At 62.7% G+C, this 14,928-nt stretch carries 11 protein-coding genes; 6 read left to right on the top strand and 5 right to left on the bottom strand.

Annotated elements, in window-relative coordinates; all coding sequences use genetic code 11:
* Positions 1-142 precede the first annotated feature (142 nt).
* From OEG79_RS11440 to fabB, 3 genes are all read left to right on the top strand, one after another.
* On the top strand, positions 143-2,125 hold the full coding sequence (locus OEG79_RS11440) for a response regulator (RefSeq protein ID WP_264145145.1): 1,983 nt from the start codon (positions 143-145) through the stop codon (positions 2,123-2,125).
* A 219-nt stretch (positions 2,126-2,344) separates the two neighbouring features.
* On the top strand, positions 2,345-2,860 hold the full coding sequence (fabA, locus tag OEG79_RS11445; protein ID WP_264145146.1) for a 3-hydroxyacyl-[acyl-carrier-protein] dehydratase FabA: 516 nt from the start codon (positions 2,345-2,347) through the stop codon (positions 2,858-2,860).
* Positions 2,861-2,871: 11 nt separating this feature from the next.
* On the top strand, positions 2,872-4,092 hold the full coding sequence (gene fabB, locus OEG79_RS11450) for a beta-ketoacyl-ACP synthase I (RefSeq protein WP_264145147.1): 1,221 nt from the start codon (positions 2,872-2,874) through the stop codon (positions 4,090-4,092).
* 58 nt (positions 4,093-4,150) lie between these two features.
* On the opposite strand, the gene OEG79_RS11455 is transcribed toward fabB, so the two are convergent.
* Positions 4,151-5,776, bottom strand: coding sequence for a methyl-accepting chemotaxis protein (locus OEG79_RS11455; protein ID WP_264145148.1), 1,626 nt, complete (start codon positions 5,774-5,776; stop codon positions 4,151-4,153).
* A gap of 130 nt (positions 5,777-5,906) precedes the next feature.
* Complete coding sequence (locus tag OEG79_RS11460; RefSeq protein WP_264145149.1) at positions 5,907-6,917, bottom strand: amidohydrolase family protein; 1,011 nt, start codon at positions 6,915-6,917, stop codon at positions 5,907-5,909.
* 166 nt (positions 6,918-7,083) lie between these two features.
* Between OEG79_RS11460 and OEG79_RS11465 the strand changes: the two genes are divergently transcribed.
* From OEG79_RS11465 to OEG79_RS11475, 3 genes are all read left to right on the top strand, one after another.
* Positions 7,084-7,485 (top strand): OsmC family protein, encoded by a 402-nt coding sequence (locus OEG79_RS11465; protein ID WP_264145150.1) that lies wholly within the window; start codon positions 7,084-7,086, stop codon positions 7,483-7,485.
* On the top strand, positions 7,482-8,342 hold the full coding sequence (locus tag OEG79_RS11470) for a pirin family protein (protein WP_264145151.1): 861 nt from the start codon (positions 7,482-7,484) through the stop codon (positions 8,340-8,342). Before OEG79_RS11465 ends, OEG79_RS11470 begins: the two co-directional genes overlap by 4 nt.
* Before the next feature lie 257 nt (positions 8,343-8,599).
* Entirely contained in the window at positions 8,600-9,214 is a 615-nt protein-coding gene (locus OEG79_RS11475) for an XAC2610-related protein (protein ID WP_264145152.1), read from the top strand.
* Positions 9,215-9,304: 90 nt separating this feature from the next.
* On the opposite strand, the gene OEG79_RS11480 is transcribed toward OEG79_RS11475, so the two are convergent.
* The 3 genes from OEG79_RS11480 to OEG79_RS11490 all read right to left on the bottom strand — a co-directional run bounded on the left by OEG79_RS11480 (position 9,305) and on the right by OEG79_RS11490 (position 14,881).
* Positions 9,305-10,093, bottom strand: a complete 789-nt coding sequence (locus OEG79_RS11480) for a dienelactone hydrolase family protein (protein WP_264145153.1) — start codon at positions 10,091-10,093, stop codon at positions 9,305-9,307.
* A gap of 94 nt (positions 10,094-10,187) precedes the next feature.
* Positions 10,188-11,192, bottom strand: a complete 1,005-nt coding sequence (locus tag OEG79_RS11485) for a two-component system response regulator (RefSeq protein ID WP_264145154.1) — start codon at positions 11,190-11,192, stop codon at positions 10,188-10,190.
* The gene (locus tag OEG79_RS11490; RefSeq protein ID WP_264145155.1) at positions 11,189-14,881 is read right to left on the bottom strand and encodes a PAS domain S-box protein; all 3,693 of its coding nucleotides are present in this window, start codon (positions 14,879-14,881) and stop codon (positions 11,189-11,191) included. Before OEG79_RS11490 ends, OEG79_RS11485 begins: the two co-directional genes overlap by 4 nt.
* Positions 14,882-14,928 lie beyond the last annotated feature (47 nt).

Consider the following 14,928-nt stretch of genomic DNA (forward strand, 5'->3'; position numbering starts at 1 on the left):
CCGGTCAGGGCAAAAGTTCAGTGCTGACCGTCAGTTATAGCAAGCAAACGAGATTTACCGCAGGGTGCGCGCGCCTGAATACTGGCAAAGCGCAACGGGTCGGTTAACATGCCGGATCGACGTTAATTGCCAAGGACGACTCGTGCCCACAGGCAACCCCTCGCCCTCGCCCTGCTCCTCTCGCCAGCAGGCCGCAGGGCCTCAACCCTCCAAAGGCGGGACCACTGCTGGCCAGCGCCGCGGCTGGAATATTCATACCCGCACCCAACTGATCAGCGTCGGCCCGGCACTGCTGCTGACCCTGCTGCTGACCGGCTTTCTCACCTTCACCCGCCTGCAGGACCTGCGCCAGGAACAGGGACATACCGGCCAGCTGATCGCCAATCAGCTGGCACCTGCCACAGAGTACGGTGTGATCAATGGCAACCTCGACACCCTGGAAAGCCTGCTGCGCGCCACCCTGAGCACGCCTGACGTACGTTTTGCCGAAGTACGCGACCGCGACGACAACATTCTGGTCTACGTCGAACGCCCCAAGGAGCAAGGTCACAGCACCCCGCAGGTGGAAGTGTTTCAGACGCCGATCCACCTGCAAGGTCCATCTGGCCGCGGGCATCCCTCAGCGCCACCGGGCAAGTCGCTTGGTGATGGCTACCTGGGGCGGGTGGTGGTGGGCATGTCCAACGACACCTTCAATGCCCGCCAACAGGAAATCCTGCTCAAGGCCGGTGTCCTCTCGCTGTTCGCTCTGCTGCTCACCTTCCTCCTCGCCCGCCGTCTGGCCAGGCGTCTGGCCCAACCGCTCAGCGCCATGGGCCAGGCCCTGGAGCGCATCCAGAACGGTGACTACCGGCCTTCCCTGGTCGAGCGAGGCAATGACGAACTGACCGATCTTGCCAGGCATATCAACAACCTGGCCTGCGCACTCGAACAAAGTGGCCGGGAGCAACAACGGGCAATCGCCGAGCTGATCCAGGCGCGCGAGGAGTCCGAGCAGGCCAACCGCGCCAAGTCTGACTTCCTGGCCATGATGAGCCATGAGCTGCGCACCCCGATGAACGGCGTACTGGGCATGCTGCAGCTACTGGAAACCACCAGTCTGAACGACGAGCAGAGCGAATACGCAGCGCTGGCCACCGAGTCAACCGAACACCTGCTCAAGGTGATCAATGACATTCTCGACTTCTCGCGCATCGAACGCGGGGCGCTGGAGCTCGAAGCCATTGCGTTCAACCTGCCGGAGCTGTTGCAGGGGTCCATTCAGGTATTCCAGCACAGCGCCCAGCAGCGTGGCCTGCAGTTGCTGCTCGACGCCCAGCCCGGACTGGAACGCCTGGAAGTACGCGGTGACCCTACGCGCATTCGGCAGATTCTGGTCAACCTGATCGGCAATGCACTGAAGTTCACCGAAGAAGGCCACATCCGGGTGGAAACCCGTTGGCAGCCGCTGGACGATCAGGTGCTGTGGTTCACCTGTGCCGTACACGACAGCGGCATCGGCATCGACAGCGAACGCCTGGAGCATATGTTCGATGCGTTCCAGCAGGCCGACACCTCCATTTCCAGGCGCTACGGCGGCACCGGCCTGGGCCTGCCGATTGCCCGGACCCTGGCGGAACGCATGGGCGGCACCCTGCGCGCAGAAAGCCAACTGGATACGGGCTCGGTGTTCACCCTTGAGATTCCCCTGCCATTTCATCCCTATGACGAACAGGTACAGGGCAGCGACAGCCAGACACTGGACAGCGGCGACGGTCAAGCCGTGCTGCTGGTCGAAGACAATCCGGTGAACCAGACGGTGATCGAGGCCATGTTGCGCAGCCTGGGCTATCAGGTCAGCCTGGTAGGCGACGGTCAGCAGGCCGTGCAAAGCTGCTCTCAGCAGGAATACGCTGCGGTGCTCATGGACTGCAGGCTGCCGCTGATGGACGGCTACGAAGCGACGCGGCAGATCCGCCAGCTCGAGCAGTACCGGCAGATACCGATCATCGCCCTGACCGCCAACGCCCTGCAGGGCGATCGCGAAGCCTGTCTGGAAGCGGGAATGAACGATTACCTGGCAAAACCGTTCAAACGAGCAGATCTGCAACGCATTCTGCTGCGTTGGTTGCCAGCTCGACCATAGGTGACTAGCGCCGGTGACAAGCCGGCGTTACAAGGAGAAACTGCTGCTTCTGTGACAATGCAGAGCTAGCAGAGTACAACTGTACTCACGGCGCTGTGACTTTCGCCACAACGCAACAGTCTATGACTAGGCTGCCGGCAGTAGCCCCCTATTTTTCAGGCGCGCCGGCCAGGACGATCCGCCCAGCCTTAGAAGCATGGGGACAATTGAGGAGCTCGCATGACAAAACAACACGCCTACTCTCGGGAAGATCTGCTCGCCTGCGGCCGCGGCGAACTGTTCGGCCCCGGGAACGCGCAACTGCCCGCCCCGAACATGCTGATGATCGATCGCATCGTTCATATCAGCGAAACCGGCGGCAAGCACGGCAAGGGCGAAATCGTCGCTGAGCTCGACATCAACCCGGACCTGTGGTTCTTCGGTTGCCACTTCGAAGGCGACCCGGTCATGCCAGGCTGCCTCGGCCTCGATGCCATGTGGCAGCTGGTCGGCTTCTACCTGGGCTGGCAGGGCAACCCGGGCCGTGGACGTGCTCTGGGTAGCGGCGAGGTGAAATTCTTCGGTCAGGTACTGCCGACCGCCAAGAAAGTCACCTACAACATCCATATCAAGCGCACCATCAACCGCTCGCTGATCCTCGGTATTGCCGATGGCAGCGTCAGCGTCGACGGCCGCGAGATCTACAGCGCCGAAGGCCTGCGCGTAGGCCTGTTCACCTCTACCGACAGTTTCTGAAGGACTTGCACATGCGTCGTGTCGTGATTACCGGTCTGGGCATCGTTTCCTGCCTGGGCAATGACAAAGAAGCCGTTGCCGACAGCCTCCGCGCGGGCAAATCCGGCATCCGTTTCAACCCTTCCTATGCCGAAATGGGTCTGCGCAGCCATGTTTCCGGTTCGGTCAACCTGAACCTGGAAGAACTGATCGACCGCAAGCTGTTTCGCTTCATGGGCGACGCCGCCGCCTATGCCTACCTGGCGATGGAGCAGGCCGTGAAGGACTCGGGGCTCAGCGAGGAACAGGTTTCCAATCCGCGCACCGGCCTGATCGCCGGTTCCGGTGGTGCATCCACCCTGAACCAGATGGAAGCCATCGACACCCTGCGCGAGAAGGGCGTCAAACGTGTCGGCCCATATCGCGTCACCCGGACCATGGGCAGCACCGTCTCCGCCTGCCTGGCCACGCCGTTCAAGATCAAGGGCATTAACTACTCGATTTCTTCGGCCTGTGCCACCAGCGCCCACTGCATCGGCAACGCCGTCGAGCAGATCCAGCTGGGCAAGCAGGACGTGGTCTTCGCCGGCGGCGGTGAAGAGGAGCACTGGAGCCAGAGCTGCCTGTTCGACGCCATGGGCGCCCTCTCCACCCAGTACAACGACACCCCGGAAAAAGCCTCGCGCGCCTACGACGCCAAGCGTGACGGCTTCGTCATCGCCGGCGGTGGCGGCATGGTCGTGGTCGAGGAGCTGGAACACGCCCTAGCCCGCGGTGCCAAGATCTACGCGGAAATCGTCGGCTACGGCGCAACCAGCGACGGTTACGACATGGTCGCCCCGAGCGGTGAAGGCGCGATCCGCTGCATGCAGCAGGCCCTGGCCACCGTCGACACCCCGATCGACTACCTGAACACCCACGGCACCTCCACCCCGGTTGGCGACGTTGCCGAGATCCGCGGCATCCGCGAAGTGTTCGGCGACAAGGCCCCGGCCATCAGCTCCACCAAGAGCCTGTCCGGCCACAGCCTCGGCGCTGCCGGCGTGCAGGAAGCGATCTACTGCATGCTGATGATGGAAGGCAACTTCATCGCCGGCTCGGCCAATATCGACGAACTCGATCCGGAAGTGGCCGACATGCCGATCCAGCTCTCCACCGTGGAAAACGCCAAGCTCGACACAGTGATGAGCAACAGCTTCGGCTTCGGCGGCACCAACGCCACCCTGGTGCTCAAGCGCTGGACCGGCAAGTAATTGCTGCTGCGGTAAAGAAAACGGCGCCCTCGGGCGCCGTTTTTGTTTGTAGCCTACCTCAGACCTTGAAGCGCGCCACCAGGTTGTTGAGATCGATTGCCAGGCGCGACAGCTCCTGGCTCGCCGCGCTGGTCTGGTTGGCGCCAGCGGAAGTCTGCATCGACAGGTCGCGGATGTTGACCAGATTGCGGTCCACCTCGCGCGCCACCTGCGCCTGCTCTTCGGAAGCACTGGCAATCACCAGGTTGCGTTCGTTGATCGAAGAGATCGCTTGCGTGATCTGTTCCAGCGCCGCCCCTGCGGCCTGCGCCACCTCCAGCGTCGAGCGGGCGCGGCCATTGCTGCTCTGCATGGCATTGACGGCGCGATCGGTACCGCTCTGGATGCCACCGATCATCTGCTCGATCTCCTGAGTCGACTGCTGGGTGCGATGGGCCAGCGCCCTCACCTCGTCGGCCACCACGGCGAAGCCACGACCGGCATCACCGGCACGGGCCGCTTCGATGGCAGCATTGAGTGCCAGCAGATTGGTCTGCTCGGCGATGGAGCGAATCACGTCGAGCACCTTGCTGATCTCACGAACACGCTCGGCCAACTGCTCCACCTCACCCGAGGTAGTGGTGACGTCATCGGCCAGTTGGCCGATGGAGTCGACGGTCTGACGCACCTGCTCACGGCCCTGCAGCGCGGTAACGTTCGATTCGCGCGAAGCTTCGGAGGTACTCACGGCATTGCGCGCCACCTCTTCGACTGCAGCGGTCATCTCGTTGACTGCCGTAGCGGCCTGCTCGATCTCGGTATTCTGCTGATGCAGACCACGGGTCGAATCCTCGGTCACCGCATGCAGTTCTTCGGAAGCCGACGCCAGCTGGTTGGACGAGTCGGCAATGCGCTGGATGGTCTCGCGAAGGCTGGCCTGCATCTGGCTCAGGGAGTGCTGCAGCTTGCTCAGCTCGTCGTTTCCTTCAACAGGAACCTCGCGGGTCAGATCACCGGACGCGATCACCTCGGCTACGCTTACCGCCTGGTTGAGCGGCTGGGTGATACTGCGGGTCAGCACCAAGGCCAGCACAACCGTCAGCACTGCAGCCAACACCATGGCAATGATTACCCCACGCAACGCGCTGGCCACCATACCGCCCGCCTCGATGGCGACCGTCTCCGCGCCCTTCTCGTAGAAATTGGCCAGTTCAATCAGCGCAGAAGTTGCAGCATTGGCATAGCCATTGAGCTCGCTATTGACGACGCTGATGGCCTCGTCGACCAGCCCCTGACGGGAGAATTCCATTACCTTGGCATGCGCCTGCAGGTACAGACCAAGCGCATCCTTGAAGCGTCGAAAAGCCTCCTTGGATTCCGCCTTGGCTGCTGCATGGGCCTCCAGGTCGCTCACTCGCTGGCTCAGCTCGCGGGAAACCGTCTCCACGCTGGCTAGGCCTTCACGCAGGCCATCGGCACTGCGATTCAGCATCAGGCGTAGGGTCAGTGCACGGACGCGTAAGAAATTTGCTTCGACATCGCCGGCGGTAACCAGCCCGGGGGTCCAGTAAGTCGCTGCCTCCTCTGCCGCATTGTTGATGCCGTTGAGGCGGAACACGGCGAACACGCCAAGCAAAATCACTACGGCAGCAATCAGAGCGAAACCAAGCGCAGCACGCATGGCGATCGAGATTTGTCGAAACATCGGGATATCTCCGAAAAAGCGAAAAGAACGCCGCTGGTGCGGCGTTCTTTTTGGGGGTGCTCCCTTAATCGGCAGACGCGCGACAAAGTTTAGCTGCCATCGGTAGACAACCTGACCTCAACCACAGGTTCTAAAGCCCCAGTTCCTCACGCCTGGCTGCCGGCAGCAATGCCAGGAAATTGTCCCGTGCCACCTTGTGCGCCACGTTTTCAGGCAGAGCGTCGAGGAAAGGATCGAAGCCCTTCATGTACTCACCCAGGCTGCCGAAGCGCCCGACCACATCCGAGCCCAGCATGAAGCGCTCCGGATAACTGCTGACCAGTTGCACCCACTTCGCTTCGGGCTTGCCGTTCGCGTCCAGCAGATAGGGACGCAGCATGGTCCAAGACAGGTCGATGTACAGATTCGGATACTGCCCGAGCATGCGCTCGACCGTGTCCAGCAGAAAATCGAGCTTCTTCTGATGACGGTGAATCTCGGCACTGGTACCGGCATGCGCCCAGATGAAGCGAACATGCGGGTGGTTGCGCAGCGCGGTCTCGATTTCCTCCAGGTAGATGGGCTTGGGTTCGCGCTTCGAGGTGATGTTCGAATGCAGCATCACCGGCAGATCGTATTCGGCCGCCAGGTGAAAGACCCGCGCCAAAGCTTCGTTGCTCGCGCGTGGGGCACTGCCGTGAATCAGCGCGGTGAGATCGTCGTGTCGTGTGAAGACTTCGCCAATGCCCTGCCAAAGGCCGGGGTCGAGTTCCAGCATGCGGCGGATATGCGCGTCGGCATTCTTGTCGTTGGGGTTGAAGCCGGACAGAAACGGATGGAAACGCTTGCGCTGCTCCGCCGGCAGACGCTTGTAGGCATCGGCGATGAACACGTCGGTGGCGCTGTACCAATAGGCATTGGCGTCGTCACCGGCGTAATAGCGTGGACGCTTGGGCTCGTCCTCATCCCACTTCTTGGCCACCGGGATGCCAGAGAACATCACATGATCGACGTTGTTCTCTGCCATTTTCTCCAGCAACTCATCCATCCCGGCGCTTTCCTGAAAGAAGTCGACATAGTGCAGATGGGCGTCGCTGTAGCGGTATTCCCTGGCCTGGGCACTGCAGGCGATCAGGGTACCGAGCACAAGAATCCATGGCATCGTTCTAGATTGAAGCAAGGGCGAGTCCTCCTGACGGTCCGAGCAGCATAGACCGTCGACTCGCCAGGCAAGTTCGGCGGTCGGCCGGGGCGACGCGGCAGCTTGCACCGAAACGGCAACAGCACCTAGGCTGGCGAGCATCGCCATCACGCCAACAAGGAGCGTCATGATCCGCATTCATAACAGCAAGGGCCTGCAGCAGCAGATCGATATAGGAGCTCATCAACTCCTCGGCGATGTGTCGCCCGAACTCGGTGGCGACGGTGCCGGCCCCGACCCACATGATCTGTTCGACGCTTCGATCGGCACCTGCAAGGCCATGACCCTGCTGCTCTACGCGCGTCAGCGCGGCCTGCCGCTCGAAGGCATAGACGTCAGCGTCGAACGTGATGACAGCGAAGAACGCGAAGGCAACTACCGCCTGATCGTGGAGCTGTCGCTCAAGGGACCGCTGGACGACGCGCAGCGCCAGCAACTGCTGCGCATCGCCGACAGATGTCCGATCCACAAGCTGATGACCAGCACCGACATCCAGGTACAAACCCGCCTGACCGGAGCCCAAGCATGAGCGAGCTGCAGCTTATTCACCCGCGCGCCGAAGACATCGCCGGCCAGCCGATCCTGCGTCCCCTGCCCTCGGCGCGTTTTCGCAGCATCGGCCCCTTCGTCTTCTTCGATCACATGCTCGAGCAGGACTACCCGGCCGGCAGCGGCCTGAACATTGCGCAGCATCCGCATATCGGCCTGTCCACCCTCACCTACCTGTTCGAAGGCCAGTTGCAGCACAAGGACAGCCTGGGCTCCGATCAACTGGTTGGCCCCGGCGACGTGAGCTGGATGACCGCCGGACGCGCGGTGGCTCATGTGGAACGTACACCGCCCGAGCAGCTCGGGCAGAACAAGCGCGCGCACGGCCTGCAGGTCTGGCTGGCGTTGCCGGAAGCCGAGGAACTGTGCGAGCCGTCTTACAGCTACCACCCTGCCGAGTCGCTGCCGCGCAGCGATGCCATGGGGGTGCAGATCACCCTGATCGCCGGCAACGGCTTCTGCCTGGAATCGCCAGTACCGGTTCGCTCACCGACACTCTACGCCGACCTGCGCCTGGCCGCTGGTGCCAGCCTGCTGATCCCGGACGAGCACAGCGAACGCGCCCTGTACCTGATCGACGGCGAAGCCGAGCTGGACGGCGAAAAGCTGCCTGCTCACGCCATGGCGGTGATTCCGGCGGGTGAAACGCCACTGCTCAGCGCCTGCGGCGAGTGCCACCTGGCGCTGATCGGCGGCGAGCCCATTGGCCCGAGGCGGATGAACTGGAACTTCGTCGCCAGCACCGCGGAGCTGATCGACCAGGCGCGCCAGCGTTGGACGGCCGGGGACTGGCCGCAGGTGCCTGGCGAAACCACACGCATCGAACTGCCACGCTGAAATCGTACCCTGGAACACTGGCGCCAGACGGCGCCTGTCAACCGCAAAGGACTGCCCTCTTGCTCTTGTCTCGCTCTCTCTCAGGTCTTCTGTTGCTGCCCACGCTGGCCCTCGCCGATCCAGCCAGTTTCGAACCTGTACCCGGGTAGCACGCCCAGGTACAACAGCGAGGCGAACGCTATTTTCTGCAGCAACCCGACGGCAGCAGCCTCGAACTGAGCGTTCCCGAAGGCAACGATGCAAAGGCGCCAAGCTTCGTGAACGAGGACTACGATTTCGACGGCCACCCGGATCTGGCGATCAGCGTGCCAGTCGGGATGGTCAACTCCGCCTACCACGTTTATCTCTACCGCCCGACGCTGCGTCGCTTCGAGCAGTTACAGATGCCGTCGGCGCTGATGGAGCGCGCCAATTGCTCGTGGCTGTCGGAGCTGCAGCCCGACAATGAAGAGCGGGCGCTCTACAGCCACTGTCGCAGCGGACCGCGCTGGTATTACGACGCCTATCGCTTTGATGAGTCGGGCACCCCGTGGCTGTACAAGACCCTGTACCTCAACCAGGGCCACGACCCGGAGCTCCCGGTGTTCTTCCCGGTGTTCGAGAAGACGTTCGACCCTCAGGGCAGGATCGTCGCCAGTCGCGCTCTCGATGACGATCAGCAGCCGCAGACCTGGACCGTGCCCAACGCACGACTGTATCTCCACGAACGGCCGGATGGCGCAAGTCGCACCAGGGCCTACCTGATCGAGGGTGACGTCTGCGAGGTGCTGGATCAGCAAGGAAACTGGCTGCTGATCCACTACGCATCGCGCAAGGGCCCGCTGCAGCGCTGGGTGTCTCTCGCAGCTGCATACGAGTTGCGACAGCCCTGAGCCAGGCCGGTCATACGACAGACAGGCGCGCATGAAAAGGGCTGCACCCAATGGCGGCAGCCTTTCACCTAACGCCGTGATGCCGGGTTGTCACTGCTCGGCGAATACCTCGTCGAACAGATCGTTCATCGCCTTGAATGCCCGTGCAGCCACTACCGGATGATATTCGTTGCGTCCCGGCATATTGGCCTTGGGGTTGGTGAACGAATGCACCGCGCCGCCATAGCTGACCAGCTGCCAATCCACCTTGGCGGCCTTCATCTCGGCGATGAAGCCATCGACCTGCTCCTGCGGTACCGCCGGGTCATCCGCGCCATGCAGCACCAGTACTGGCGCCTTGATGTTCTTGGCATCGGCCGGGTTGGGCGTGTCCAGATTGCCGTGGAAGGACACGAAACCCTTCAGCGGCGCGCCCGAGCGGGCCAGTTCCAGCACCGTACCGCCACCGAAGCAGAAGCCGATGGCGCCGAGCCGGTCAACGTCCAGTGCCACCTCGCCGCTCTGTGCCTTGAGCACATCGACCGCTGCCTGGGCACGCTTGCGCATCAGCGGGCGGTCGGCGCGCACCTTGCCGGCTGCGGCGCCCGCCTCTTCGGCGTTAGTAGGGCGAATGGAGTTGCCGTACATGTCGGCGACGAACACCACATACTTGTCGCCTGCGGCTCGAGCAGCCTTGGCCACGGTGTCCTCGTTCACGCCCATCCAGCTGGGCACGGCGAGCAGCCCCGGACGAGGCGCGGTCACCGAATCGTCGTAGACCAGCACACCTTCGAAGGCTTCGCCATCGATCTTGTAAGGAACCGGCTTGGTCACGACTGCCGCATCGGCAAGACCGGCGAACGCGGCGCACAAAAGGGGAACCAGTGTCTTCTTCTGCATGGTAAGGACCTGCCCTTCAATGGTAGGCCCCTAACAATAGCCGCGTACAATGCGATCGCCAAATGGCCAATGCAGCAGTTTCAGACAGAAGGTTTCAAGCCACAGGCCGTTCGTCCCAGCGTTCCTTGATGAGCAGGATTTCCGGCAGGCAGCCGATGAACAGCTCGACCAGGCGCGGATCGAAATGACGTCCGCTCTGTTCACGCAGATAGGCTACTGCCTGCTCCACCGGCCAGGCCGGCTTGTAGGGCCGCACGCTGGTCAGCGCGTCGAATACGTCGGCAATGGCGACGATACGCCCCTCAAGGGGAATCTCTTCACCGCTCAGGCCATTGGGATAACCACTGCCATCCCACTTCTCATGGTGCGACAGGGCAATCCGTTGCGCGGTGCGCAGCAGCCCGGAACTGTGCTCGCCGATGATCCGTGCACCGATCTCGACGTGCTGACGCATCACCTGCCACTCCTGGTCGTCGAGCTTGCCTGGCTTGCGCAGTACCGCATCGGGAATGCCGATCTTGCCGACATCATGCATCGGCGCAGCGTTCAGCAGTTCCTCGGCGGCGCTCTCGCTGAATCCGGCGGCCAGCGCCAGGACCTTGGCAAAATGACTCATGCGGATCACGTGCAGACCGGTCTCGTTGTCCTTGTATTCCGCCGCCATACCCAGGCGCTGGACGATCTGCAGACGGGTCTGCTTGAGCTCTTCAACACGCACCAGCGAAAGATGAGTGCGCACGCGAGCGCGCACGATGGGTGGGCTGACCGGCTTGGTGATGTAGTCCACCGCCCCAACTTCGAAGCCACGGGTTTCATCGGCGACATCCCCCAGGGCTGTGACGAAAATCACCGGTATCGACTGCAGCCGAGGATTGGCCTTGAGCTTCTCGCACACCTCATAGCCGGTCATGCCCGGCATCATCACATCCAGCAGGATCAGCTCGGGCAGCTCGCGCTCGGCCATCTCCAGCGCACGTGCGCCTTCCTTGGCAAACAGCAGGCGATAGTCGTCCTGCAGGATATGGCGTAGTACCTGCAGGTTGGTGGGTTCGTCATCGACCAGCAGCAACAGCGGGCGGGTATCGGCAACCGGAGTCATGATGGAGTGTTTTCCTCGTCCTGCAGATGCAGCAACAGTTGAGCGAGTAGTCGCAGTGCCTGGTCGAAATCGAAATCGTCCAGCGCCTGACGCAAATCTTTCAGCAGACCGACAGCGGAAGTGCCGCGTACAGCCCGCTCCAGCGCTTCCAGAGCGGCATCGTCGAGACCACCGCGCTCGAGTGCGGTACGCAGCCGACCGACGTGCTCGTCCAGAAGGCCCGGCTCAACCTTCGCGGATGGCTCTCCGGGCGTATCCCCGGGAACCTGCGGCACACGCTCGGCAACGGTTTTCAAGGCGCGTTCGAGGTCACCGAGCAGTCTACGCAAGCCTTGCTCGTCGCGGGCTTCGAACGCCTGCTCGATGGCCTGGCCGAGACTGCCCAGATGGGTTAATGCGAGATTGCCGGCCGCTCCGTGCAGGCGATGCGCAAGCGCCCGCCCTTCGTCCCACTGGCGGCTTTCCACGAGCCGACTCATGCGCTCGACCAGATCGTTCTGCTCGGTGATGAAAGCACCTATCGCCTGCGCCATGCGCAATGGCCCGCCCCACAAGCGGCTGCCACGAACCCAGTCGAACAGGCTCGTATCGGCGACACGGGAGGCGCTCACCACGGCGCTCGGCACCTCGGTCAAACCGAGCAGACGCGCGATTTCCCACAGCAATGCGTCGAGATCCAGGGGCTTGGAGGCGAAGGCATTCATCCCCGAATCCAGCGCAGCCTGACGGTCCTGATCGAGCACGCTGGCGGTCAGAGCAATGATCGGCACGGGATCACGGGCCTCGCGGGCCTCCAGCTGGCGAATGCGCCGTGATGCCTCCAGGCCATCGACACCCGGCATCTGTACATCCATCAGAATCAGGTCGAAGCGCTTCTCGGCGAAGGCCTGCAGCGCGCCCTCACCATCGGCTACGCAATGCACGCGGTGCCCAAGGCTCTCCAGCATCAGCCGCAGCAACTCGAGGTTCTGCGGTACGTCATCGGCAGCGAGAATGTCCAGCTCGCCGAGCTCCGGCAGCACTGCGCGCTGCTGCGAAGGCAGGCGTTTGCCAGCACGCAGCGGCAGCTCGACGCTGAAACAGCTGCCCTGCCCCTCGGTGCTTTCCACCTTCAGCCGGCCCCCCATCAGCTCGACCAGTTGCCGCGAAATGGTGGTACCCAGGCCGGTGCCACCGAAGCGTCGACTCATCGAGGCATCGGCCTGCGCAAAAGGCTCGAAGATCTTCTCCAGCCGGTCCGCGGCGATGCCGATGCCGGTGTCCCTCACGGCCAGACGCATCGCACCCGACTCGCCGGACACCTGCAGACGCACCTCGCCCTGCTGGGTGAACTTGACCGCGTTGCCCAGCAGGTTGGTCAGCACCTGCTGCAATCGCAACGGGTCGCCACAGAAGAAATCGCCGACCGTGCCCGGGTAGTCCAGATGCAGCTGCAGCCCTTTGCTTTCCGCCGCCAGGCGCTGGGTTGCCACCACCTGCTCGCACAGTTCGCGCAGGGAGAAATCCAGTTGCTCCAGCTCGATGGCGCCCCGGTCGAGCTTGGCCGTGTCGAGAATGTCATTGAGCAGCCCCAGCAGCGAACGCGAAGAATGCTGCACCGTGCTCAAATGGCGACGCTGATCGGGAGACAGCGGCGTTTCCAACAGCAGATCGGTGAAGCCGATGATGGCATTCATCGGCGTACGGATTTCGTGACTCATATTGGCCAGGAAGCTGCTACGCGCGGCAGCGGCTGCTTCGGCTCGATCACGGGCAGCACGCAGATCCTGCTCCATCACCCGGCGGGGAGTCAGGTCAGTGGCCAGCTTGACGACCTTGAACGGCCTGCCGTCGGTATCGAGGATCGGGTTGTAGCTGGCCTGGATCCACACTTCCCGGCCGCCCTTGGCGAGGCGCTGGTACTCGCCCGTATGCAGGAGCCCTGCACGCAGCTCCGTCCAGATCTGGCGATAGGCGTCGCTATCCACCAGTTCGGGCGTGCAGAACAAGGCGTGGTGCCGGCCGATCACTTCTTCCCGCGTATAACCAAACAGCGCCAGCGCGTTGTCGTTGATATCCAGGATATTGCCGTCAAGATCGTATTCGATCAGCGCCATGGCCTTGCTTATCGCCGTGACCTTACCTTCGTACTCGGCGTTGCGCCGCTTGGTTTCGGTCTGATCGATCAGCACGCCGTCGATCCAGCGCGGCACGCCCTGTTCGTCACAAACCGCGCTTCCGCTCTCCCAGACCCAGTGCTCGCGGCCCTCACGGTCGAACAGGCGATACTCGACCGAATAGTTGCGCCCCTGCTCGATGGCCTCAGCGACCTGATCGGCGATTGGCTGGTAGTCGTCCGGGTGATACATGTCGGCAATCGAGCAGCGACCACTGATGAAGTCGTCGGCGCTGTAGCCCGTCAGGGTCTGCACTGCGTCGCTGATGAACAGCATGCTCCAGTTGCGATCCAGCAGGCAGCGGAACGAGACGCCCGGGATATTGCCGATCAGCGAGCGGTACTGCTGTTCACTGCTGCGCAGGGCCTTCTCCATTCGCTGGCGTTCGCTGATGTCGGCGACGAACACCACGAACAGTGGACGACTGCCGGCATGAGTGATGCCAATGCCGATGCGCACCGGTTTCTCTTCGCCATCGCGGGTGACGCAGACCAGTTCCTGCTCACCCGACGGTAGCGTCAGCCGCCCGGTTCTCAGATAGTCGGCCATCAGCGTTTGCATCTGGCCGAGATGACGCGCGGGCACCAGCATGCTCATGTGCCGACCGATCAGTTCCTGCGGGGTCCAGCCGAACAGGCGCGACACCGCGCGATTGGCCGAGCGCAGCGTGCCGGTGTGGTCGACGGTAATGATGGCGTCCAGCGCCGTATCGAAGATCGAACGCAGATGCTGCTCGCTGGCCTTGAGCTGAAGACTCATGCGCCGGTAACGCAACAGTGTGTTGGCGGCCACGACGAAAACCGTCAGCAGAACGGTCAGCAGCGTGATGGTAATGGCGATGTAGCCGCTGTCGGCCATGGCCATTGGCGTTTGCGACTCGGGTACACCAACGAAGCGCGCCGATGCCATACCGGTGTAGTGCATGCCGCTGATCGCCAGCCCCATCACCAGGGCGCTCAGCAACAACGCCCAGCGTGCCGGCAGGCGCCCTTCGAGACCGAAACGCACCCACAGCGCAAGAATGGCTAGAGCGATGGCGACGACGATCGACAGCGCGAACATCCGGGGGTCGTAGCGCAGCATCGGCGCTATCTGCATCGCCGCCATGCCACTGTAATGCATGGTGCCGATTCCGGCACCGACCAGCACACCCCCGACGCACAGCTGCCGCACGCTCGGTTCCCGCCGCGCCAGCAGGTTCAGCGCGACCCAGGAAGCAGCCAGGCTCGGGAGCATGGACAGCAGCGTCATGCCCAGCTCGAAACGCACCGCCGCGCACAACTCGAAGGCGAGCATGCCGAGAAAGTGCATGGCCCAGATACCGCCGCCAAGCGCCAGCGAGCCGGTGAAGATGGTGATCTGCCGGGCAAGCGGCTGCGAACTGTCGCGCGCTTCGCCAGCCAGCTGCAGCGCCATGCCCGCGGCAAACACCGCAATGGCCAGCGACAACAGCACCAGCTTTGGATCGTAGCGACTGAGGACGAGGACACTGGGGTCCGCGCCCATGATGAAGAACAACTCGAAAATCGACATACAGCCTCAGGCCGCGCAGAGGCGTCGGCAAATTGCCAGCATCTGAA

The sequence above is a fragment of the Pseudomonas sp. Z8(2022) genome (assembly GCF_025837155.1).
Lineage (GTDB): Bacteria > Pseudomonadota > Gammaproteobacteria > Pseudomonadales > Pseudomonadaceae > Aquipseudomonas.

Excerpts from the sequence above, each read along its gene's own strand:
- OEG79_RS11485 (WP_264145154.1), bottom strand. The coding sequence starts at position 11,192 with ATGACTCCGGTTGCCGATACCCGCCCGCTGTTGCTGCTGGTCGATGAC.
- OEG79_RS11470 (WP_264145151.1), top strand. The coding sequence starts at position 7,482 with ATGAGCGAGCTGCAGCTTATTCACCCGCGCGCCGAAGACATCGCCGGC.
- fabA (WP_264145146.1), top strand. The coding sequence starts at position 2,345 with ATGACAAAACAACACGCCTACTCTCGGGAAGATCTGCTCGCCTGCGGC.
- OEG79_RS11480 (WP_264145153.1), bottom strand. The coding sequence starts at position 10,093 with ATGCAGAAGAAGACACTGGTTCCCCTTTTGTGCGCCGCGTTCGCCGGT.
- fabB (WP_264145147.1), top strand. The coding sequence starts at position 2,872 with ATGCGTCGTGTCGTGATTACCGGTCTGGGCATCGTTTCCTGCCTGGGC.
- OEG79_RS11465 (WP_264145150.1), top strand. The coding sequence starts at position 7,084 with ATGATCCGCATTCATAACAGCAAGGGCCTGCAGCAGCAGATCGATATA.
- OEG79_RS11490 (WP_264145155.1), bottom strand. The coding sequence starts at position 14,881 with ATGTCGATTTTCGAGTTGTTCTTCATCATGGGCGCGGACCCCAGTGTC.
- OEG79_RS11455 (WP_264145148.1), bottom strand. The coding sequence starts at position 5,776 with ATGTTTCGACAAATCTCGATCGCCATGCGTGCTGCGCTTGGTTTCGCT.
- OEG79_RS11460 (WP_264145149.1), bottom strand. The coding sequence starts at position 6,917 with ATGCCATGGATTCTTGTGCTCGGTACCCTGATCGCCTGCAGTGCCCAG.